Annotated in this window: 11 protein-coding genes and 8 pseudogenes; 10 read left to right on the forward strand and 9 right to left on the reverse strand. The window is 55.1% G+C overall.

Features of this window, described 5'->3' with window-relative positions:
• Window positions 1–338: 338 nt before the first annotated feature.
• Complete coding sequence (locus tag M0746_RS16670; RefSeq protein WP_258449957.1) at window positions 339–953, reverse strand: TetR/AcrR family transcriptional regulator; 615 nt, start codon at window positions 951–953, stop codon at window positions 339–341.
• Window positions 954–1,113: 160 nt separating this feature from the next.
• Between M0746_RS16670 and M0746_RS16675 the strand changes: the two are divergent.
• The 3 genes and pseudogenes from M0746_RS16675 to adeC all read left to right on the forward strand — a co-directional run.
• Window positions 1,114–2,263 (forward strand): annotated as a pseudogene (locus tag M0746_RS16675) (efflux RND transporter periplasmic adaptor subunit); the annotation flags it as partial.
• Between the two features lie 68 nt (window positions 2,264–2,331).
• Window positions 2,332–5,498: pseudogene (locus tag M0746_RS16680) on the forward strand (efflux RND transporter permease subunit).
• A 1-nt stretch (window position 5,499) separates the two neighbouring features.
• A complete protein-coding gene (adeC, locus tag M0746_RS16685; RefSeq protein WP_258449958.1) occupies window positions 5,500–6,954 on the forward strand; it encodes an AdeC/AdeK/OprM family multidrug efflux complex outer membrane factor in 1,455 nt (484 codons plus the stop codon).
• 15 nt (window positions 6,955–6,969) lie between these two features.
• Here the strand turns inward: adeC and M0746_RS16690 are convergent, their stop codons facing one another.
• Entirely contained in the window at window positions 6,970–7,830 is an 861-nt protein-coding gene (locus M0746_RS16690) for an NmrA family NAD(P)-binding protein (protein ID WP_258449959.1), read from the reverse strand.
• A 27-nt stretch (window positions 7,831–7,857) separates the two neighbouring features.
• On the opposite strand from M0746_RS16690, the gene M0746_RS16695 reads away from it, so the two are divergent.
• Complete coding sequence (locus tag M0746_RS16695; RefSeq protein ID WP_258449960.1) at window positions 7,858–8,943, forward strand: AraC family transcriptional regulator; 1,086 nt, start codon at window positions 7,858–7,860, stop codon at window positions 8,941–8,943.
• Between the two features lie 9 nt (window positions 8,944–8,952).
• On the opposite strand, the gene M0746_RS16700 is transcribed toward M0746_RS16695, so the two are convergent.
• The 3 genes and pseudogenes from M0746_RS16700 to hisD form a co-directional block, all read right to left on the reverse strand.
• Window positions 8,953–9,735: an SDR family NAD(P)-dependent oxidoreductase gene (locus tag M0746_RS16700; protein ID WP_258449961.1), complete on the reverse strand. Its 783-nt coding sequence runs from the start codon at window positions 9,733–9,735 to the stop codon at window positions 8,953–8,955.
• A 161-nt stretch (window positions 9,736–9,896) separates the two neighbouring features.
• Window positions 9,897–11,289, reverse strand: a pseudogene (locus tag M0746_RS16705) (GntP family permease).
• Window positions 11,290–11,403: 114 nt separating this feature from the next.
• Window positions 11,404–12,711 (reverse strand): histidinol dehydrogenase, encoded by a 1,308-nt coding sequence (gene hisD, locus M0746_RS16710; protein WP_258449962.1) that lies wholly within the window; start codon window positions 12,709–12,711, stop codon window positions 11,404–11,406.
• 134 nt (window positions 12,712–12,845) lie between these two features.
• Here hisD and M0746_RS16715 point away from each other — a divergent pair, with 134 nt between their 5' ends.
• On the forward strand, window positions 12,846–13,907 hold the full coding sequence (locus M0746_RS16715; RefSeq protein ID WP_258449963.1) for a LacI family DNA-binding transcriptional regulator: 1,062 nt from the start codon (window positions 12,846–12,848) through the stop codon (window positions 13,905–13,907).
• A gap of 66 nt (window positions 13,908–13,973) precedes the next feature.
• On the opposite strand, the pseudogene M0746_RS16720 reads toward M0746_RS16715, so the two are convergent.
• Both M0746_RS16720 and M0746_RS29220 read right to left on the reverse strand, forming a co-directional pair.
• Window positions 13,974–14,220 (reverse strand): annotated as a pseudogene (locus tag M0746_RS16720) (IS66 family transposase); the annotation flags it as partial.
• Between the two features lie 27 nt (window positions 14,221–14,247).
• Window positions 14,248–14,556: pseudogene (locus tag M0746_RS29220) on the reverse strand (hypothetical protein); the annotation flags it as partial.
• Between the two features lie 34 nt (window positions 14,557–14,590).
• Between M0746_RS29220 and M0746_RS16730 the strand changes: the two are divergent.
• The 3 genes and pseudogenes from M0746_RS16730 to M0746_RS16740 all read left to right on the forward strand — a co-directional run.
• Window positions 14,591–15,789, forward strand: a pseudogene (locus tag M0746_RS16730) (pectate lyase family protein).
• A complete protein-coding gene (locus M0746_RS16735; RefSeq protein ID WP_258449964.1) occupies window positions 15,789–17,396 on the forward strand; it encodes a rhamnogalacturonan lyase B N-terminal domain-containing protein in 1,608 nt (535 codons plus the stop codon). Before M0746_RS16730 ends, M0746_RS16735 begins: the two are co-directional and overlap by 1 nt.
• Before the next feature lie 435 nt (window positions 17,397–17,831).
• Window positions 17,832–18,143 (forward strand): annotated as a pseudogene (locus tag M0746_RS16740) (tyrosine-type recombinase/integrase); the annotation flags it as partial.
• A gap of 430 nt (window positions 18,144–18,573) precedes the next feature.
• On the opposite strand, the pseudogene M0746_RS16745 reads toward M0746_RS16740, so the two are convergent.
• Together M0746_RS16745 and M0746_RS16755 are read right to left on the reverse strand one after the other, a co-directional pair.
• Window positions 18,574–18,905: pseudogene (locus tag M0746_RS16745) on the reverse strand (hypothetical protein).
• Between the two features lie 745 nt (window positions 18,906–19,650).
• Entirely contained in the window at window positions 19,651–20,685 is a 1,035-nt protein-coding gene (locus M0746_RS16755) for an ABC transporter substrate-binding protein (protein ID WP_258449965.1), read from the reverse strand.
• 438 nt (window positions 20,686–21,123) lie between these two features.
• On the opposite strand from M0746_RS16755, the gene M0746_RS16760 reads away from it, so the two are divergent.
• Complete coding sequence (locus tag M0746_RS16760; RefSeq protein ID WP_258449966.1) at window positions 21,124–22,206, forward strand: phosphotransferase; 1,083 nt, start codon at window positions 21,124–21,126, stop codon at window positions 22,204–22,206.
• A 34-nt stretch (window positions 22,207–22,240) separates the two neighbouring features.
• Complete coding sequence (locus tag M0746_RS16765; protein ID WP_258449967.1) at window positions 22,241–23,569, forward strand: aspartate aminotransferase family protein; 1,329 nt, start codon at window positions 22,241–22,243, stop codon at window positions 23,567–23,569.
• Window positions 23,570–23,775 lie beyond the last annotated feature (206 nt).

The following is a 23,775-nucleotide window of genomic DNA, read 5'->3' on the forward strand; positions in this document are numbered from 1 at the left end:
TAAGCCTAAACAGCCGCAATACGTCGTTAAATCACCATCAGGCGCGCTATAACTTCGTTATTTATATAATTACGCATTTTTCCTGCAGCGGCGTACACAAAACTCTGCGGACCCAATTCATCACTCAATTGAGGAGCTGCCTTGAGTCTGGAAGGACTGGGCGTCTTTTCGGCAGTTCCGACAGGCTTGGATGTTGTAGTTGCGATCGTTGACAGCGTTAGTGCCGCCTTCTCGCAAGAGATTAAGGCCTTCCGGTGCAATGGCACCCTGACTAGCGCCGAGACGCCATTGCTGGCGTCGGTTCCCGAGCCACGATTGATCGTCGCGACGGGTCTGGCTTACCGTTCGCACCTCGCGCAATAGCCCAATAAAAAGGTGTCCAGCGCTCGCTCCACCGCCTGACGGATAAAGGCGGCCGTAGGCTTCTTTTTGACCCCCAGCAGACACAGTGAGACCGTTTCCGAATCCAGCAAAGCCATCAAATGGCGGGCGGCGACTTGGGGATCGCATAGCCGCAGTTCTCCCGCCTCAATTCTGCACGTCAGAAATGCTGCAAGCTCGACAACGCCCTTGTTGGGCCCTCGCTCATAGAAACGCAGGCCGATATCGCTGCGACCGGATTCAGCAATGATTGCCCGACGCGCCTGAATAGAAGTTTCCAGGCAGAGCACTGCCAGGGTGCGCTCGCCAAATTGCTGCAGCGCCTTACGAAGATCTTCGTGATCTTTCTGCAGCGTGGCGAAGATCGGCTCGAAAAAGCGCTTGGCCACCCCGTACATCACCTCAACAAACAATTCCTCCTTGGTCTTGAAGTAACCGTACAGCGTTGCTTTTGAGCCCCCAACTCGCGCGGCAATCTCCGCCATGGACGCCCCTTCAAAACCTGCCTCGAGAAAAACCTTGGAAGCTGCCTCAAGGATTGCATCACGTTTAGCCTCTGTCCTGACTCGCATAACCCTGGTCCCATCATTCACAAGTGCGCCAATTGTATACCAGGGTGTTCAATAATGATTGACGCGGGATGATCGCCAAAATACATTACCGTACAGGACGGTATCGTAATAGCGTCGCTGTGCCGCCATCGCTGCCTTGGAGAATCCCGTGCGCCCAGTCTTGATTTATCCCTCAAGCATTACCTTCGCGTTGGTTGCTGTTTGCCTTCTTACCGCCTGCGGAAAACCGCCGGGCGGACCGCCTCCGGCACTGGGCACGCCGACGGTGGGCGTCATCCGGGTGCAACCGCAACACGTGGTACTGACGACACAGTTACCGGGGCGGACATCCGCGTATCTGGTCGCCGATGTGCGGCCGCAGGTCGGCGGCATTGTCAAAACACGACTGTTCAAGGAAGGCAGCGACGTCAAGGCGGGGCAACCCCTCTACCAGATCGACCCGGCCACTTATAAAGCGACCTTCGACGGCGACAACGCTTCACTCGCCAAAGCACAGGCCACCGTCAGAACCGCGCGGCTAAAAGCCGAACGCTACAAGGGGTTGCTGGCGATTCAGGCGGTGAGCAAGCAGGATTACGATGATGCAGTCGCAACGCTCGGGGAGGATGAGGCCCAGGTCGCTTCCGCCAAAGCGACGCTGGAAAGCAGCCGTATCAATCTGGCCTATGCGCGCGTCGACGCGCCCATTTCCGGGCGCATCGGCAAGTCCAGCGTAACCCCGGGAGCGCTGGTGACTGCCAGCCAGACCACTGCCCTTGCCACGGTCCAGCAGTTGGACCCGCTGTACATCGACCTCTCCCAATCAAGTGCCGCGCTGCTGCGTTTGAAGCAGGCCATGGCACGCGGCGACCTGCAAAAGGCCGGCGCGAACTCGGCGAAAGTCCAGCTGATGCTGGAGGACGGCAGCACGTACGCCCATCAGGGTACGTTGGAGTTTTCGGATGTCACGGTTGACCAGAACACCGGCACTATCACGCTGCGCGCCGTGTTCCCCAATCCCGAAGGCGATTTGCTTCCCGGCATGTATGTTCGCGCTGTTCTGCAAGAAGGCGAGCAAGATCAGGCGCTCCTGGTCCCACAGCGAGCTGTGTCACGAGACGGTGCCGGCAAGCCCTACGCTTACGTCGTGGACCGCGACAGCAAACTGCAACGGCGCTCGCTGCAGACCGATCGAGCCGTGGGTGATCAGGTGGCTGATTCAAGCCGGCATCGAGGCCGGCGATGTGCTCGTGGTGGATGGTCAGCAACGCGCGGCGCCGGGCCTGCTGGTCAATACGGCCCCTTGGTCACCGTCCCCGGCAGAGGGCGCAGCACCGCCCCAGCCTCCGGCACCAACCGCCAAGCCCCCGCGTCCAACTGATCTGCGAGAGAACCACTCATGGCACGCTTTTTCATTGACCGCCCGGTGTTTGCGTGGGTTCTGGCCATCCTTGTGATGCTCGCCGGGACCCTATCGATCTTTACCCTTCCCATTGCCCAGTACCCCAGTATTGCGCCACCGGCCATCGCGATAACCGCCACCTATCCCGGCGCGTCCGCCAAGACGCTCGAAGATACGGTCACCCAGATCATCGAACAGAAAATGAAGGGATTGGATCGCTTGAGCTACATGTCCTCGACCAGTGAGTCGTCGGGCACAGCGACTATCACACTGACGTTCGAAAACGGCACCAATCCCGATACCGCCCAGGTACAGGTGCAGAACAAGCTTTCGCTGGCAACGCCATTGTTGCCCCAGGATGTACAGAATCAAGGGCTAACGGTCACCAAGTCCGCCATGAACTTTCTCAATGTACTGGCCTTTACCTCTGAGGACGGCAGCATGAGCGGCTCCGATTTGTCGGACTATGTGGCCGCGAACGTGCAGGATGCCATCAGTCGCGTCGAGGGCGTCGGCGATATCACGCTGTTCGGGTCGCAGTACGCAATGCGCATATGGCTTAACCCCGATCAGTTGGCTAATTTTAGTCTTACCCCTCAGATGTGAAGACGGCCATCCAGGCCCAGAACGCCCAAGTGTCAGCCGGTCAGATTGGCGCCCTACCCGCCTCCAGCAATCAACAGCTCAACGCAACCATTACATCGCAAACGCGGCTGAGAACCGCGCAGGAGTTTCAAAACCTCCTCCTGCGTACTCAAACAGATGGTTCTGAAGTACGCCTGCGGGACGTTGCCCGCATCGAGTTGGGCAGCGAAAGCTACAATAATGTCGGCCGCTACAACGCCAAGCCCGCAGCCGGCCTGGCGATCAAGCTGGCGGCTGGCGCCAACGCGCTAGACACGGTAACGGCAATAGACGCTCGTGTGGCTGAGTTGGCGAAATTCTTTCCACCAGGCATGAAGGTGCAGAAACCCTACGACACGACGCCCTTCGTGCGCATTTCAATTGAGGAGGTCGTACGCACCCTCATTGAAGCCGTGGTGCTGGTGTTTCTGGTGATGTACCTGTTCCTGCAAAACTGGCGTGCGACCTTGATTCCCACCATCGCCGTGCCAGTTGTACTGCTCGGCACCTTTGGCGTGCTGGCGGCCTTTGGCTTCACGATCAACACCCTGACGATGTTTGCCATGGTCCTGGCAATCGGCCTGTTAGTGGACGACGCCATAGTGGTGGTGGAAAACGTCGAGCGGATCATGACGCAAGAGGGTCTATCGCCGAAGGACGCCACGCGCAAATCCATGGACCAGATCACCGGTGCGCTGGTGGGTGTGGCACTGGTACTGGCAGCCGTGTTCGTGCCGATGGCTTTCTTCAGTGGATCAAGTGGGGTGATTTACCGCCAGTTCTCCATCACCATCGTGTCTGCCATGACCCTGTCGATACTGGTTGCCCTGGTACTAACCCCGGCCCTGTGCGCGACGTTGCTCAAACCCATGCATAAAGACCAGGATCTCGCGACGACAGGATTCTTCGGCTGGTTTAACCGCTCATTTGACCGCGGCAACCATCACTACCAAGGCATCGTGCGCCACATACTAGGCAAGGGTTGGCGCTACATGCTGGTCTACGCAGTACTGCTGGGGGCCGTTATATTTGCCTTGATGAAATTGCCAGTCGGCTTTCTTCCCGACGAAGACCAGGGCACCCTGTTTGTGGTGATACAACTTCCACCCGGAGCAACCGGCGCGCGTACTGACGAGGTGATACAGAAGATCGAACACCACTTTCTGGTTGACCAGAAAGACGCCGTCGCAGGCATCTTCACCGTAGCGGGTTTCAGTTTTGCGGGCGATGGGCAGAATACCGGGTTTGCATTCGTCAAGCTCAAACCCTGGGACGCGCGCAAAGGTGACGCACTGAGCGTTACAGGTGTATCAGCCAAGGCAATGACTTACTTCAACAGCATCCACGACGCGAAGATATTTGTGTTCGCCCCTCCTGCCGTGGCGGAACTTGGCAATGCGACCGGCTTCGACCTGATGCTGCAAGACCGTGCAAACCTGGGCCATGACGCACTGATGAAGGCGCGTAATCAGCTGCTGGGCGAACTCTCCAAGGATAAGCGCTTGGTGGCATTGCGCCCCAACGGGTTGGAGGACGCCCCCGAATTCAAACTGGAGATCGACCCCAACAAAGCACAAGCATTGGGGCTTTCGATCTCCGACATCAACGATAACTTCTCCGCAGCCTGGGGCAGTAGCTACGTCAATGACTTCATCGACAAAGGCCGGGTGAAGAAAGTCATGCTGCAGGGCGATGCGCCTTACCGCATGCTCCCTGATGACATCAATCGCTGGTACATCCGCAACAGCAACAGCACGATGGTGCCCTTCTCCGAGTTTTCCAAGGCCAGCTGGCACTCGGGTTCTCCGCGGCTGGAACGCTACAACGGCGTACCTTCTGTAGAGATTTTGGGCATGGCGATGCCGGGGTCGGCCTCCAGTGGCGAGGCGTTGGCGATTGTCGAGGCTGCAGTGGCCAAACTGCCGGCGGGTATCGGCTACGAATGGACTGGCCTTTCGCGCCAGGAAAAAGCCTCCAGCGGCCAGACCGGCCTGCTCTACGGGTTATCCATCCTGTTCGTATTCTTGTGTCTGGCCGCGCTGTACGAGAGTTGGGCGATCCCGCTGTCAGTGGTTCTGGTAGTTCCGTTAGGGGTATTGGGCGCATTGATTGCCGCAATCCTCACCTGGAAAATGAACGATGTCTATTTCCAGGTCGGCATACTGACCACCATCGGGCTGGCATCGAAAAATGCCATCCTGATCGTGGAGTTTGCCAAAGACCTCTACGCAAACGGCGAGGGGCTTGTCGAGTCAGCGCTGGCCGCAGTGCACATGCGATTGCGCCCTATCCTGATGACTTCGCTGGCCTTCATCCTCGGCGTGTTGCCGATGGTCTTGGGCAGCGGCGCGGGTGCCGGTGCGCAGCACGCCCTGGGCAGCGCAGTGATCGGCGGCATGTTGTCGGGCACCGTCCTTGCCGTTCTCTTCGTCCCCCTGTTCTTTGTCCTTGTGATGCGACTGTTCAAACGCGGCTCGACGCAAGCTGTTTCTTCTGAACCGCCTGTTCAACCCACTCCAACTCCTTCGCAGGGTCTCTGACATGTCTCGGCTAACACTTTCTTTACTGACCCTGGCGACTTTGCTGAGCGGTTGCAATCTGATGCCGATTTACCAGCAACCCGCGTCGCCGGTTTCAGCCAGATTTTCGGGGGACACCACCCCCGCGACCGCCATGCCGGTGGCTGACATAGGCTGGCGGGACGTGTTCACCGACTCCGCATTGCGCCAGGTCATAGAACTTGCCCTGGTCAATAACCGCGACCTTCGGGTAGCCATTCTCAACATTGAAAAAGATCGTGCCAACTATCGTGTACAGGACGCAGCGCTGCTCCCTACTATCAAGGCAAGTGGCGGCAGCAGTGCCAGCCGCACACCAGCCGACCAATCACAAACCGGCCAAGCCCTCACCACGCACAACTACAGTGCAACGCTGGGATTTAGCTCGTACGAATTGGATCTTTTTGGGCGGGTGCGAAGCCTCAGTGAACAGGCACTTGAGCAGTTCCTCTCAACGTCCGAAAATCGCCGAAGCACTCAAATCAGCCTGATCGCAGAAGTAGCCACCGACTACCTCACGCTTGCATCTGATAAAGACCTGCTCAGGCTTGCGCAAGATACCCTTGCCAGTCAGGAACACACCTACACGCTTGACCAGCGAACTTTCGAAATGGGCTCCTCATCCGCACTGACGCTGAGTCAGGCGCAGACCAGTGTCGAAACAGCGCGCGTGGACGTGGAGAAATACACATCCCAAGTCGCTCAGGACATTAACGCGCTGGTGCTGGTAGTCGGTACCGATTTGCCGGAGGACCTGCTGCCCAAATCCCTGCCCGACCGCTCGACCGCCGATGCCAGCCTATTGGCCAGCATTCCACCCGGCTTGCCGTCGAACCTTCTGCAACGCCGCCCAGACATACTCAAGGCCGAGCGCGACCTTAAAGCCGCCAACGCCTACATCGGCGCAGCACGTGCAGCCTTCTATCCGAGTATCACCCTCACGGCCTCGGCGGGCACGTCAAGCGCCAGTCTGGCAAACATGTTCAAGGCTGGTTCGGGAACCTGGAATTTTGCGCCTCAAATATCAGTACCCATTTTTGATGACGGCACCAATAAGGCCAATCTCGCCAGCGCGCGGGCTGACCGTGATATTTATGTGGCCGATTACGAAAAAGCGATTCAAACCGCCTTTCGAGAGGTGTCCGATGCGCTCGCACAACGCAATACGCTGGGCCGTCAGTTGAGCGCACAGCAAGCATTGGTGGACGCGACGGCTAAAAGCTACCGACTGTCGCAAGCCCGCTTCAATCAGGGTATCGACAGCTACCTCGACGTGCTTGATTCACAACGCTCCCTCTACACCGCGCAACAGGATTTGATCAGCACGCAGTTGTCACGCTTTACCAACCTGGTGACCTTCTACAAGACCTTGGGCGGCGGATGGATTGATACCACCGGAACGCCGGTCGACACTCTGGTTATGGCAGGTAAAGGTTGAAAGCACCGGGCTTGCTCATAAAAAGCTTTGTTCGAGCCAGCTTGCGAATGTCGTAGGTGTGGTCGACGCGGGCGTTCGCGCCTCGCGTTGGTAGAGGCCTTCGCGAATAGCACGGTGCATGGCGCATAGTTCATCAATAAGATTCGACGGCACACCGTGGCCCAGCAGCCCCTCGACAAAGGTCTTTTCAAAGACTTCCTGGTATCGGACCGATCGCCCAAGGAGCGCGCTGAACCGTTCGGCAATTTGCCTGCCGTCAAGATCCTCGAAGCCATAGATCAGGTGGTAAGTCGTACCTGTCCAGGCGGGCCCGGTCAGTAACTGTGCCGCGACTTCGGCCACGTCGCTAGCAGTACAAATCGGAATTGCCAATTCGACAGGACGCGGCAAGGCTATCGCCGATTGGGCGAGGAACTGTTGTCGGTATTGCAGAAAATTCTCGGCGAACGAGCCGCACCGTAAAATCGCCTTGGGAATCGAAATCGCGGCGCAAATGTCCTCTGATCGGTGCAGAGCGCCGATTGGGCCGGCCCCATAGGCCGGGTAGCCGGCACTGGAAACTATGACGAGGCGCGCGAGAGTGCTTCGCTGAACAGCATCGGTCAGGACATGCGCAAAATGAACATAATGCGGTTCAAAACGCCCATCGACATGGCCCGGCGGCGTCACCCAGAACAGTGCCTCTGCCCCCTTTAGTGCTGTGTCCAGAGCTGCAGGGTCGTCGCTTGATCCGATGACGATGTCTGCCTTTGCCTTAACCGCAGGATCAAGCTTCGCGGGGTCTCGTGCCAATATCCGTACAGGCTGTCCATCGGCAATCAGTTTGGCGGCAAGCTTGGACCCGATATGGCCCGATGGGGTGGTTACTACGATCATTGAGACCTCCTTGATTAACGATGAATTATGATCGGCTCACAGAGTCGGCGCATCAATGCTGGGAAAGCCCAATTTTTTGTGCAAATAACCCAGAGGAGGACGATCGTGGATGTGTTGACACAGGTGTTGGATGCAGTTCGGCTGTCAGGCACGCTTACCTTTTGCGGTGATTTCGCTGCGCCTTGGGGTTTCGAGAAGGCTGCGCTAAGTGGGGTCCCCTTCCACATCGTCCAAGCTGGCGAGGCATGGTTGCACTGTGCCGGTATTGACGCTCGGCGATTGGAGGTCGGGGATAGCGTCTTTTTTCCAACCGGTGCCGCACACAGCCTCGCAAGTGGACGAGTGACTGCATGCATGGCGTTTCCCGATCTGTTAGCTCTGTCCGGGCACCCAGCAACAATGCCCGACGCGGATGAACCTCGATCGCCGCTTCGCATCGCTTTCGGCGATGACGGGGCACGTACGCAGTTGTTGTCTGGAATCTTCACGCTGAATGGTTCTAGCTGGTCTCCATTGCTACAGGGGCTGCCGCCGATGCTCATTATCCCTGGCCATAATGGAGCAGTGCCGTACTCGATTCAGCATACGACCTCCGCATTACTGGCAGAGCTTGATACGGCGGCACCGGGCTCTTCCGCGATCGTACGCCGGTTAGGCGAAATCCTGTTTGTCCAGATGCTGCGCCGCTATATTGTCGAAGCGGATTCGACAGCTACCGGATGGCTGCTGGGCGTCGGCCACCCCCAGATTGGACGTGCGCTGACGTTGATCCATGCCGCACCGGGCCGCTCATGGACGATTCCCGTCTTAGCCTCTGAACTGGGTACGTCACGCTCACGACTGGCGGAGGCGTTTTCGCGGGTGGTCGGACAGCCGCTCGGTCAGTATTTGACGGCTTGGCGTATGCAGGTCGCCGCGCAGCACCTTACGTCGGCGAATCCACCCGGCCTGGCCGATCTGGCCCGACAAGTCGGATATAGGTCCGACGTCGCCTTCGCCAAAGCATTCAAGCGCTGGGCCGCGTGCACTCCGCGCGCCTACCGGTTGCGAGCACTGGAGCTGCTCTACAGACCGCAGGCGCATCGTGCAACCAAACCAGCGCCCAGTAAGTGAATAGGGGAATTACTGAGCTGTCCATCCGCCGTCGACTTTGAGCGAAGTGCCAGTAACCATCCGCGCCGATGGCCCTGCAAGATAAAGGGCGGCACCTACAACGTCTTCCATTTTAGCCATATGCCCCATCGGAATTTTCGAAACCAGGAAAGCCTCCTTCTCAGGCGTATCAACGATCTTGCGAACCATCGGTGTATCTACGAACGTAGGGCAAAGAGTATTTACACGCACGCCTCGGTCAGCCAACTCGACGGCCATGGCTTTTGTCAGCCCTTCAATGGCATGTTTGGTCATGCAATACACTGTGCGATTCGGTGAGCCCACATGCCCCATCTGCGACGAGACGTTGATGATTACGCCGGCATCTTTTCCAGTGTTTGCCAACATTTTTTCGACTGCTGCTTGCGCTGTGACAAAGCATGCCCTCACGTTGAGATTGAGCATCGCATCTAAATGCTCGTCACTCACATCCAGGATAGGTTCGGGGTAGTTAGTCCCTGCATTGTTTACCAAAATATCCAGTACTGGGATATTTCGAATAATCGACCTAATGGCAGCGCTGTCCGTGACATCGCACACCACTGTTTGAACGCTACCACCTTGATTGCGGATAGTCTTTGCTACTTCATCCAGGTTACTCTGAGTTCTAGCTAACAAAATCAGATCTGCCCCTGCTGCACTAAATGCTAAAGCGACGCCAGCGCCAATTCCGCCACCGGCGCCCGTGATCAAAGCAACTTTTCCATCCAAACGAAAGGATGGCATTTTTGGGATTTCCGACTCGAATATCACAGTCTTCTCCTTACATATTTCACTGTCTGGAAAGGATGGTCTTCCAAACTAATTTTAATTTGCCATAAGACACCATCCGTCGTCTATCGGGCAGACCTGGACGTATCAGCTCACGATTAACGGGCCAACCCTACGGGTGATAGTGGTGCCTTCTCGTGTGCTCACACGATGCCAAATGTATAGAACAGCGCTATCGCAAAAAAGAACTCAACGTCTTGAAAATCGTGATACCAAATATGAATTTATAAGCTTCTCGGTGCGTTAATCCCGTGACAGCCAAGAGCGTGATTACAGCCCCATTATGAGGAAGCGTATCCATGCCCCCAGCGGCTATCGACGCCACACGATGTAATACCTCAAGTGGAATATGTGCAGCATTGGCAGCAGCCACAAAAGTTTCGGACATCGCACCCAACGCAATACTTAACCCACCAGACGCTGATCCTGTGATCCCCGCAAGAATGTTGATGGTGATGGCTTGATTCAGCAAAGGATCAGGGATTGCTTTCAACGAACTAGCAACGGAAATGAAGCCCGGCAGGATTGCAATCACAGCGCCAAAACCGTACTCCGACGCAGTATTAAGGGTTGCCAACATAGCTCCACCTACCGCAGCGCGACTGCCCTCAACAAGCTTGGTAGCCACAGTTTTGAATGCAAAAATCAACACGGTAATGATGCCGACAAGCAAGGCCGCTTGAACCGCCCAGATCGCGATCATCTTCGAAACCTGAGTTTGGATAGGCGCTTTCAATCCCGGGAGGGTAATATCGTAAACAGAGCCATACCAGTGTGGGATCCAGTAAGTGAATACTAGGTTCATTACGCCGACCAACACTAAAGGCAGTATTGCGATGAGTGGGTGAGGTAGTGGTATATCTTCCGGCGTCTCGGGTTCGTTACGAAGATCGACCCGGCGTAACCTTCGCCTGTTTTACGAGCCTTTCGACGATAGTATTCGAGATAAATAAAACCACAGCTTAATACAAACACTGATGTGGCTAAACCTAACCCTGGCGCCGCCCATGAGGTAGTGCCGAAGAACGTGGTTGGGATAATGTTTAATATTTGTGGTGAACCGGGCATTGCATCCATCGTGAATGTGAATGCGCCCAATGCGATGGTGGCAGGCATCAGTCGCTTTGGAATCTCGCTTTGACGAAACATTTCTGCGGCGAAAGGATAAACTGCAAACACTACGACGAAGAGCGATACACCACCATACGTCAACAGACCGCAAACCAGCACAATTACAGGCATGGCGCGCTCTTTGCCCAACAGCCTAATAAATGCTTGGACAATTGAACGCGAGAAGCCCGACATTTCTATCAACTTACCGAATATTGCGCCAAGCAAGAAGACAGGAAAGTACAGTTTTACAAACCCAACCATCTTCTCCATAAAAATATCGGTGAACACCGGAGCAACAGCGCTTGGGTCGGTTAAAAACACAGCCGCCAGAGCCGCAATTGGCGCGAAGATAATTACACTGTATCCACGGTAGGCAACGAACATCAGGCCGCCCAGCGCAAGCAACGCAATAATTACACTCATAAGAGGACCCACGAAGCCGTACCGCGCTCGCACTCAAAACCAGTGACGGCGCGGCAAATGATTGTTTTTATTATCGAGCCACTAGAAATGGCCCTGGCCCACTGTTATCACTCTTTATTCAGCAATACCTGCGTAGGGGACATCCCTGTGGCCATAGCGACGCACGCGGATGTTGGCTTGTTCACCGTGTCCGGCAAAACCCTCAAGCGCGCAAAGACGCGAGCAGTATGATCCCACCAACGCAGAGGCTTCGTCTGTTACTACTTTCTGATAGGTACAGGTTTTCAGGAACTTACCGACCCACAGACCACCTGTATAACGAGCTGCCTTCTTGGTGGGCAGAGTGTGATTAGTACCAATGGCCTTGTCACCGAACGCTACGTTAGTTCGTGGGCCCAAAAACAGAGCGCCGTAGTTGCGCATATTGGCAAGGAACCAGTCTGGGTCTTTAGTCATTACTTGAACATGTTCAAATGCAAGTTCGTTGGCAATGGACAGCATTTCTTCATCGCTGTCGGCCACGATCACTTCACCGAAGTCCTCCCATGCCCGGCGAGCAATGCCGGCAGTTGGCAGAATCCGGAGGAGCCGTTCGATCTGGGCCATGGTATCGCGAGCCAGATTTTCGGACGTTGTCAGCAAGATGGCTGGCGAGTCAGGTCCATGTTCGGCTTGGCCGAGCAGGTCGGTAGCGCAGATTTCACCGTCAACGCTATCATCTGCAATCACCAGGGTTTCAGTTGGGCCCGCGAAGAGGTCAATACCTACGCGACCAAACAGCTGGCGCTTGGCTTCCGCTACGAAAGCGTTACCTGGTCCCACCAAAATATCTACAGGGGCGATGGTTTCGGTACCAATTGCCATGGCGCCGATAGCCTGAATACCACCTAGGCAATAGATTTCGTCAGCGCCAGCCATATGCTGTGCGGCGACAATCGCATGTGCAGGTTTACCATTGAACGGAGGAGCACAGGTAATGATGCGCGGTACACCCGCAACCTTCGCGGTGATCACTGACATATGGGCTGACGCAAGCAGTGGATATTTACCGCCTGGAACGTAGCAGCCTGCGGCATTCATCGGCAGGTTTTTATGGCCGAGGATCACGCCCGGCAAAGTTTCCACTTCAATATCGTGAATGCTGTTGCGCTGATGCTGGGCAAAATTACGCACCTGGGTTTGAGCAAACTCAATATCGGCAATGTCGCGCTTGGTCAGCTGCGAGTAGCAGGCGTCGATCTCTGCAGCAGTAAGCCGATAGCTGTCACGTTCCATTTTATCGAATTTAACCGCGAGGTCGCGGATAGCCGCATCTCCCCGCGCTTCGATATCGGCGAGGATTGTTTCAACAGTGTCGCGGACCTGACGATCAGCGGATTTTACCACTTCCGCTTCAGCGCCTTTTTTCAACCACTTAGCCATTTGCAGTCTCCTGGGATTGTTTTTTTCGGATGAGTGCATACGTATGCAGGCCCATCATAGAAGACTCTTCAGTGGTTTGAAAAGGGGTAGATGCGTAGGATGCAATTTTTCTTTTCGCTCAAGGTTAACCCTCTATGGCTGACTCTATCCGCCGCCCAGTCACAGCCCACGACGTAGCTAGGCTCGCTGGGGTCTCTCAGTCTGCTGTATCGCGTACCTATACCAAGGGTGCGAGCGTGGCCCCAAGTACAAGGGAAAAAGTCGAGGCTGCAGCAGCCGAGCTCGGATATCGCCCAAATTTTGTAGCGCGCTCACTAATTACCCGCCGATCAAATCTAATCGGCGTGGTGGTGCCGAGCATGGCCAACCCCTTTTACTCCGAGGTGCTCGAAGCGCTGTCGAAAGCTTTTGAGGCCATGGAGTATCGAGTGCTGCTTTTCTCGACAGTCACCAACGAGGACTCAGATCCAATCCTGGAAGAGGTGTTGAGGCATAGGGTTGAAGCGCTGATTTTGGTATCCGCAACGCTATCGTCGCACTTTGCTGAAGAGTGCAAGCAAACAGGACTTCCTGTTGTGCTGCTCAACCGGAAAAATGACAATGAGACGGTCTCAAGCGTAACGAGTGACAATGCTCAAGGCGGTGCACTCATCGCAGACTTTCTGGTGTCGACACACCATAAAAAGTTGGCCTTCATTGCCGGTCACGAAGGCTCGTCCACGAGCCGGGATCGAGAACGCAGTTTTTTGCAGAGACTCCACGAGCACGGACTGCCCGCACCATTGCGCGAGGTGGGCAACTACAGTTTCCAAGATGCAATGGAAGCTACCCGGCGATTGATGTCTCTTCCGACTCCTCCGGATGCGATTTTTTGTGCAAACGATTTAATGGCTATCGCAGCGCTGAATGTAGTCAGCGGCGAATGCAGCCTGACGCCAGGAAAAGATATTTCGATTGTCGGATTTGACGACATTGAAATGTCTAGATGGCCAATTATTGGGCTAACCACTTACCAGCAGCCAATACACAAGTTGGTGCAGCGAACAGTCGATGTCATTCGCGCCCAACTCAACGCCAGTACCACCCCGTCCATTCAAGAAGTATTCGGCGGGCAACTCGTTATTCGGGGTAGCGCGCGCCTACCAAAGAGCGGCTTGAAAGAGATCGACGGCAACACCGTATGGCGAATGGCTTAGTCATTTCCACTCCAAATTTCCGTGATATGTGTGCTGTTTGAGTACCGTCGCGATGGATAATGTTTGGTCCTCACCGATGCGCGTGAGTGCAAGGCCGCATGGGCAGTGGGTGTTGTCCGATTCGTGATGGATCAACGTGCGTAGAAATTCTGCTGACAACGCGGTGCGATTGGGCTTGTGCTTTTCTCGGTCGGCGTAGGGCTGTTTGCAAGGCTTGAAGCTCAGCTTCAATCGCCGCGATATCGGTATCGATCAAGTCGTCGAGCAATCTGGCCCGCTGCGGATTCAACTGCTCGCTACGCTTGGCAAACTTCGAGCTGAGTGCCACAGACACGTCCTGGTCGGCGATTTCTTCCGAATGCGCAAAGGGCATGCAGAAGAACAAACGCAGCTCCGGATCAACGGCGTCCATGTGCCGCTGCGAATGGGCGAGGCGCGCGACTGCCCAGGAGAAATGGAGATGAAACATACGCCATTCTCCGGCAACTGAACGGCAGCTGAAGACAATCAAAATCGGCGCTATATCGTTTGATAAATACTCAAAACCAATCAAATCATGGCTTGCCTGATTAACCAGGCAAAGGCGTGTACGTGCGCCTGCGATTTGTATCATGTCGCTTTTTCTGGAGATGTTTTTGAGAACTGGCATTCTCTTAGCCCATTCCCTGCTCGCGCTCTGCGCAATGGTGCTGATACCGCAGTTTTCCCAGGCCGCAGACCGCCCTGAGGGTTTCGCGAAAGCGGTAACGGGCGCAGGCGCTGCGGGTGTCGTGCATCCAGCCACATTGGCAGAACTGAAGAACGCTTTGTGTGCGGACTACGACCACAACGGCAATTGCGCCGATGACACGCCGCGCATCATTGCCATCGACCATACCTTCGACTTTCGCGGGTCGGTGATTTCAAATGGCAGTGCTCAGGTGACGGAAACCGGATGCATGGCTAACGCCTGCCCCCATGGCGGTGGGCAATGGGCAATCGACGGCGCCAACCATTTCTGCCAGTCGAAACCGCCAGCCACGGTGACCTATGACAAAGCAGGATTGCAGCGCCTGAAGATCGGTTCAAATAAAACGCTATTGGGGTTGGGCCCCATGCCGGTATCCAGGGCATGGGATTGTTCATCGGGGGTGGAGCGCACAATGTCATCGTGCGCAACCTGACCCTGTCGGACATCAACCCTCGTGTGGTCTGGGGCGGGGATGCGCTCACCTTGGACGATGCGGATGGCGTGTGGATCGACCACGACACCTTTGCGCGTATTGGCCGGCAGATGATCGTGACCGGCTGGGGCAGCGCAACCCATGTGACGATCTCCAACAATGAGTTCGACGGCCGTACGCCCTACTCGGCGACCTGCGACGGCCATCACTACTGGGTATGGCTGTTTCTCGGCCATCACGACACCCTGACGCTCGTGCGCAACTACGTGCATGACACGTCGGGACGGGCGCCTCACGCCGGCGGGATGGGCAACGCCGAGGTCCGCGCGCAGCTGGTCAACAACCTGTTTGCCCATCTGTCCTATCAGGGCGCAATCATGTCACGTACCGCTGCTGCGCACCTGCTGGTGGAAGGCAACGACTTCGAGGATGTGTCGCATCCCTTGTTCAACGATACCCGCCAACCCGGCACGGCCTACGCCCTTTTCGCCCCAGTCGCGCCAGCGGCCAACGCCGCCTGCCAAACCGCGCTGGGCAGGCCTTGCGAGGCCAATCAACAATACTTGAGTGGCGATGATTATCAGCCACAGGATGCTGCGGCGTTGGCGGCGTTCACACGGTACCGCCAATACCTCATCACACCGCAGCCCGTCGAGGTGACGCGGGCCCAGGTGCGCCGTGACGCCGGTGCCGGCCACCTTGATCAGGGGAGTTTCTGATGCGACGTTTCCAGCTGATCATGTTCTGCGGCCTGGCACTTGCTGCTCAAGCGCACGCCGCCACTTTCGGACTCACCCGCATCGGCACGCGGACTGTCGTCGACTCCGGCGCCGATCTGGTCTTCAGCGTGGACAACCGCAATGGCGACCTGGTCTCCATGCGCTATCGCGACAACGAGCTGCAGACCACCGAACCCAAGGCCTCGCAGTTGGCTTCCGGCCTGGGCAGCGCGCAGGTTGATGCCCGTGTTGTGGGTGACGTCATCGTAATCAGCGCGCGAGCGGGCGATCTGACCCAGTACTACCTTGCGAAAAAAGGACGCAACGCCATCTACATGGCGACCTACGCGCCCACCCTGCTTCCGGTGGGTGAACTGCGTTTCGTAGCGCGACTCAACGTCAACAAGCTGCCAAAGGCCGATCACGGCACCGACTCCAACGTCGGCACCGCCATCGAAGGCAAGGATGTGTTTCTACTGCCGGATGGACGCACCAGTTCGAAGTTCTATTCGGCGCAACCGATGATCCGCGACCCACTGCACGGCGTTAAAGGCCCCAGCGTCGCGGTGTACATGTTGATGGGTAATCGCGAACTCAGTTCCGGAGGGCCGTTTTTCAAGGACATCGCCACCCAGAAGACGCCGGTGACCCATGAGCTCTACAACTACATGTTCTCCAACCACACTCAGACCGAAGCCTATCGCGGTGGCCTCCATGGCGTGTACGGGTTGCTGTTTACCGACGGCGGCACACCGTCCCCAACCTTGACCGACCTGGGCTTCGCGACCGGCGTCTTGGGGCTTGACGGCTTTGTGGACGACGCAGAACGCGGCGCGGTCGCCGGCCAGGTTTCCGGTGTGGTCACTGGGCAACCGGCGGTGGTGGGCTTGAGTAATGCAAGCGCCGAATACTGGGCACCTGTGGACGGCAACGGACGGTTCCAGATAACGGCGGTGCGTATGGGGCGATACCGGATGACCCTCTATCAGAACGAACTGGAAGTGGCGCGGAGCACCGTCGAGGTCGGAGCCGGCAGCACCCGGCAAACGCGCTTGCAGGCGCAGCCGCTGAATGGCCGGGTGAAATGGCAGATCGGTGTTGCCGATGGCACTCCGAGCGGTTTTCGCAATGCACGCCTGCTGTCGTCCGCCCACCCCTCCGACACGCGGATGGCACCATGGGGCCCGGTTGTCTACAACGTCGACTCCAGCCAGCCCGCCGACTTTCCCGCCGCACAGTGGCGCGATATCAACACACCCACTCGCATCAACTTCATGCTGGCCGCCGATGAGGTGCGCGACTATCGCCTGCGCCTGTTCATTTCCCTGGCCCAGGCCGGCGGCCGTCCACAGGTGAGAGTGAATCAGCACTGGGAGGCGCCAATACCACCACCCACGAACCAACCCGACAGCCGCGGCATCACCCGAGGTACTTACCGCGGCAATAACAGCCTGTTCGAAGTCAGCGTTCCAGTGGCCGCCTTGCATCCGGGTGCCAACTTCCTGGAAATTGGTGTTGCGTCAGCTAAAGCCGGCGATGGCTTTCTGAGTCCCGGGTTCGTATTTGATAGTGTGCAGTGGGTAGTCCCTTTACCCTCTCCAGAGTAACCGCTATGACAATGGCTCATTGTCCACCCATCAAGTTGAGGAATGTACCGGCGACGAATGACGCCTCCGTGCTGGCCAGCCAGAGCGGCCCACACCGCTTCCTCCGACTGGCTATCCCGGTCCATCGGAGCGAACTCTTGACGCGGTCGACCCGCCCCGGCTTGTCGCAGCCGGCATGTGTTTCGGTCCAGTTATGCTTGGGCGAATACAGTTGACGCGTATCCCTGCCTCCCCCTTTAAGCCCAACCCGATGATAACGCCTCCAAGGCGCCCTCTGCCGCCGCCACCCGCCTCCGCCGGCTATTCCTACCGGGCGCGAAGTGGCGGAGTGAGGTGGCTCCGAGAAAAAGCGAGTGAATCCTCCGATCGGCGCGATCAAAGATTGCTGGATCGGAGGGTTTTCAGGAAATGCACCTTGGCGAGAGCTGCCTCGAATGGCTAGTGGCCGCTCCTGCTGAGTCGGGACCGCCGTTTCGGCGCCTGTGTAAGGGTTACAACGTTCGAACGGCGGGCTTATCGGCTAACTAGGTGGCACGCATCGTTCAGCGTCGCGCAAAACTGGCGGGCTCGGAAGGCGACTGGGCGGCGCACAGTTTACGCGTAGGGTTCGTGACCGAGGCCGGCCGTCAAGGTGTGCCACTGGGCGAAATGATGGCGATGACCGAGCACCGCAACGTGAGTACGGTAATGGGCTACTTTCAAGACGGTGCACTGCTCGAAAGTCGAGCCACGCCCCTACTCAAGTAATCGACCACTGATGACGAAGAGCCCCGGAAGGTCTGTACGTTGGGGTAAACGAAGCTACCGAACACACTTAATTGCATGGAGCGTACGGGTCTGTTTGGGTTTGTTTTGTGTCGAATGCTGGCTCAGCACCAAGGCTCGTCGCCTAACCGTCGGCTACTGCAGCAGTTAGCGTTTTGCGCGTTACTGGACGCGCTTCAAGCGGGGCAAGGCCGACCGAAAAACAAAAGACTTCGGCCGCTGCAATGGCGCTGGCGGCAGCTTACCATTTGCTTGAGTTCCGCCATCCTGTCAGCGCTAAGATGCTGGCTGGGGCCATCATCTTAAACCTTTTCAGGTGATCTCCTGCCTTCAGAAATGAGGTGAGAATGGGACTTACCTTCCTAAATAGCCTTCGAAAACACCGAACATCTGAACGACGAAAGGAGGGTAATTACATCGACTTGACCGATACCACTTCCACGTACTTGAATTTTTTCCGCGCGGCCTTGGTTGCCTCTTGCTCTGCGACGAGGGCGCTCAGCGTATCGGCTTCATGCACTACTTCGTGCGTTTCGCCCTCAAATTCGTTCCCCACCCGCAGCCTGATTCTCAGCCTGGGCGTAAAACCCTTTGAGATTGAGGGTCTCTTCTTGGTCTTAACTGGCTGCGCTGTCATACCTCCGGGATGCCGCTTGGTTGACATACATCGGATGCTGGCGCTGACTGCTTGACGTCGCCGAACAATGCTCGACGTATCTCTTCTTCTGTAATTTCGGTATTCATCAATTTTCTCATTAAGCTCGATATATCACTTGCCGATTCTAACCCGGTCCATGCTTAAATTTTCTCGACAGTAATTCGATCGAGATGACGATGGAATACTCACTGTCAGGCCTGCTGGAAAGGATGTATGAGAACCAATTGGCCCTCGAGGCAGGGCTGATTGGAATTGGCAATCAACGCCGAGAGACGAGGAATAGATGAAGTCGGCGAAAACGCCCGAGGCGCGTTAAATGTTTTGGTAGGAAATGCCGGCAACATCAAGCAGGGTTTGTGTAGGATCCCAAAAAGATGAGTTTTCCACAAATAAATGGTTCGGCTAATCAGCACTGATTGGCCGACTATCCAAAGAGAGCCCAGTGAAAGCGGGCTTTTTTGGTGCGCCCGGCAGAGCGCACTCAACTCAAGAGTGTAAATCCCCGCACACTTGCCAAGGAGAAGTGCAAGCTAGAGGCAAGGGGTTCGCGGGTACCTGCGAGTCTGAAGGAAGCCCGAACCAAAAACGCTGGCCTGACGAACAGGAAAACGGATACGCGGCGGCATGGCGGGGTAAGCCGTCCGAAATTTGCGAAGCCAAATACCTGCACAGAGCGCCATAACGGGATCCGACAAGCGTAAGCGTGAAAGTGGGTGCGCAATACCGGGGAGATCTGCACGATTGCCCGCCAGAGCTCATTAGGCACAGCATTAGTAAATGCTGATGATTGGGTGTAGGCAGAGCATTTCCAAAGCTCCGCCTAAACGGCGCCTATTTTGAAGCCCAGCTAACAAATCTCTGTTCAAGCGACTCGCCATTGTCGCTCCAGAAGTCAACGTCAATCTTCAACGCATTCTTGAGATTGCCCTCTGACGAAGGGAGTATCGCCAACGTCTCTGGTGGAAGTCCTGCAAAAGCAGCCTTGGTCGTAGGTCCATAGGCAATATGGTTGACGAAAACAATCTGATTCTGAGGCAGTGAAGCAAATTTTATGAACGAGTAAGCCGCCTCCAAGTTTACGGTGCCTTTAGGGATCATCCAGAGGTCCATCTGGTATAGATTTTGGTTCCAAATGTTGGCTAGATTTACGCCTGATGCTCGGGCCGCCGAAATACGTCCACTATAGGCAGAGCTCATTACCACGTCACCTGATACAAGAAACTGAGCAGGCTGAGCCCCTGAGTCCCACCATTGAATAAAAGGCTTGATCTGATCTAATTTCCTGAACGCCCTATCGACACCTTGTTTAGTTGACAAAGTAGAGTAAACGTCTGAAGGAGCAACACCATCTGCCATCAACGCAAACTCCAATGACCCCCTAGCCGTTCTTCGCAGTGCGCGTTTGCCTGGATACTTTTTTACATCCCAGAAGTCAGCCCAACTAGTTGGAGGCGACGTAAGGCGATCTGCATTGTAGGCCAGCACTGTAGACCATGCGTGAGCACCTACACCGCAAGGCTGTGCAGCACCAGCGATAAAGTCTTGCTTCGGACCGATTTTTGAGTAATCGATTTGTTCGAATAGCCCTTGATCACACCCGAGTGCCGCATCAGTATCCTCGACCTCAACAACATCCCAATTGACCGATCTGGTATCAACCATGGCACGTATTTTTGAAAGCTCACCGTTGTATTCGCTAAAAATAACCTTGTCCCGCGTTTTGTTTATATACGGAATGACGTAAGCAGCGTTCTGCGCGTCTTTGACTGCGCCTCCAAATGAGATCACAGTTAAATCTCTTGCTTGTACAGTAGAAACAAGAGCACTCGCCACACCAAACAGCATCATAGCTTTTATCTTTTTCATGACAGTTCTCTTTGTTGTTGACGCATTCAGACTGGCAGCTTTTAGTGTGTAACGACTTACGTGCCACCTAGCAACTTGATAGTTGTCATCACAAATTTCGCCAAGTTATTTAGTAGTCTAATTATTATTTCAAATAATTTCGCTTTGGTGATAGCAAAGCAACAGCATCTGGACTTTTGTGCGATGCCCCATTCCACGCAACGCCTATGAGGCTTCTCGCTCGAAAGGGCCCTTTACCGGTAGAAGTGGCGTCGACTATATCAACGCGTGGCTTTATTTATTATAGCCACTTTGATTGATTTGATGAGGCCACCGGCTAATGCACTCAGCTCAGTACAGGATTAATATTCGCGGTGGCCTTATGAAATTCTCTGGATTGGATATTTTAGATAGGTCCGATTTCAGTTAGGTTTCTCTAGGAAGAAAAAGGGGATACCTATGCACAAACCACAATCTCAGCACGTACAAGACGAGGGTTCTAGCGAGGAGGTGCGAGACACCGCCGAAGCTAAAACTGATCTCTTCAGCAAAAACTTCTCTAGCATGTCTATGATTCAAGCGCAGGATCTAGCCCGTTCAGTTTTCGGGATTGACGGGCACGCAACTCTACTGACAAGTGAACGCGATCAAAATTTCAAAATCTCAACGGGGCAAGGGAATGATTTCGTTTTCAAGGCAACGCATCCATCAGAAGATCCTGGAGTGACCGATTTCCAGACCCAAGCTCAGTTACATATCATGAACAATGGACCCAATGTTCCGATCCCAAGATTGAGGCGAAAACTTACCGGTGAATACATACACTGGCGCGAGATTCCAGGGTCTGGACAGGTCCATGCAATCAGAGTCATTGAATTCGTATCAGGCTCGCCCCTCTATAAGGTTCGTCGAAGCAATAGACTGCTTGCATCAATCGGCGCGTCTCTTGCTTATCTGAATATTGCGCTGGAAGGCTTCCACCATCCCCAGATGAATCACAAACTCTTGTGGGACATACAGAACCTGAAACAACTTAATACATTGATAGATTACATTGACGATGAAGTAAAGCGTGAGCGAGTGCGTGAAGGTTTACGGCGCTATGCCACTGAAACCGAACCGGCACTAATGCAACTGCCAAAGCAAGTCATTCACAACGACATGAACCCGTATAACATCATGGTCGACGATGATAGTGGGACAAGCCTCACTGCGATCCTAGACTTCGGTGATATGGTTTCGGCCCCTAGAGTGCAGGACCTCGCTGTACTCTGTGCTTATCAACTGTCGGATGATGAAAACGTACTGAGACACGCAGTTGAGTGCATCAAAGCCTACCACGCCATCAGCCCACTTACGCACGCCGAAATTTACTTGCTCCCCAACTTAATCGAAGCTCGCCTGCTAGCGACGGTGCTGATCACCGAATGGCGAGCCAAAAACATCCTGAAAACAGAGAATACATACTCCGCAATAATCCGTCTGCATGGGCTGGACTTCAGCGTTTTAACGAGTTCGGGCCGGGAGAAGCAGAAATGTTGATTGTTAAAAAAATCCGAGACTCGGGGATGTACGCATGAAAAAAGATACCAGCATGCTCAATTCATTCGACGCCTCGCGCTTGGGAGACTTATCCGCGCAAGAAGCAGTTATGATTAAACGGCGAAACAAAGTGCTTGGTCCGGCATACCGCTTATTCTATCAGGAACCGCTCCATATTGTCCGAGGAGAAGGGGTCTACTTGTATGATCAGCACGGAAAGCCATATCTTGATGCCTATAACAACGTTGCCTCTATCGGCCACAGCCGCCCGGAAGTTGTCGAAGCAATTGCCCGCCAAGCTTCTATTCTAAATACCCATACTCGATATCTCCACGAGCTGGTTATTGATTACGCAGAGTGTTTAACCAGTACTTTTCCAGCCGACCTGTCACAGGTAATGTTCACCTGCACCGGCAGTGAGGCGAATGACTTGGCATTGCGTATCGCCAAACGCTTCACAGGCGCCACTGGCATCATCGTGACTCAGCTCGCGTATCACGGTGTGACAGCCTCTATTGCGAAGATTTCTCCTTCGCTTGGCGGCGGAGTTCCACTTGGTCAGCATGTTCGAGCGGTGGAAGCTCCAGATACGTATCTCTTCAGCGAGGAGGATATTGGCGCGCGCTTTGCCAAATCGGTAGGAGATGCCATTGCGGACCTCAAGCGACATGGAATCAAACCGGCCGCGTTAATCGTCGATTCGATTTTCTCAAGCGACGGAGTGTATTCCGACCCAAAAGGTTTTCTGAAACAAGCGGTAAACTTGATACGCGCCGAAGGAGGCATTTATATTGCAGATGAGGTGCAATCTGGCTTCGCTCGAACTGGGTCTGCTATGTGGGGCTTTCAGCGGCATGGACTCACCCCTGATATCGTTACGATTGGCAAGCCAATGGGTAATGGTCATCCTATCGCGGGCCTAGTAGCCAAGCCTGAGGTGCTTCAAGCTTTTGGGGATGAGGCTCGCTATTTCAACACGTTTGGCGGTAACCCCGTTTCTTGCGCCGCCGCGATGGCAACACTTCGGGTCATCCAGAACGATAAGCTTCAGGAAAACTCTGCGCGTATTGGCGCGCTTATTAAGACTGGCTTTCGAGCGCTTGCCGAAAAAATTGATCTTATTGGCGATGTCAGAGGAGATGGACTTTTTATTGGCGTGGAGCTTGTATGCGACCGCAAGACCAAGGAGGCGGCCAAGGGTATCGCCGACCAGGTCGTGAACGGTATGCGAGAGCGTGGTGTATTGATCAGCGCTACCGGCCCTCGTGGAAATGTACTGAAAATTCGCCCGCTTCTTACGTTCAATGAGGCTCATGCGCAACAGTTGTTGACGGCGGTAACAGATTCGTTGGAAAGCCTTTAATCAGGGAGAAACTCCTGTCGCAAAGCACGTGTGATGTGCAATCCGCAGCGTCACTGATAACCCACCGGGTAGACGTAGCTAGTGCCAGTTGCAGCGGTTCTGAAAAACCGTTGCAACTGCTGGGCCGTCAAGGTCTGGACCAAAACTCTTACCTCCCCAAATCCGACGGGTCACTCGAACTGGACCGCTCGCCGTCGATGCTACGG

The organism is Pseudomonas sp. S11P7 (assembly GCF_023195435.1).
In the GTDB taxonomy this organism is placed as follows: domain Bacteria; phylum Pseudomonadota; class Gammaproteobacteria; order Pseudomonadales; family Pseudomonadaceae; genus Aquipseudomonas; species Aquipseudomonas fluorescens_G.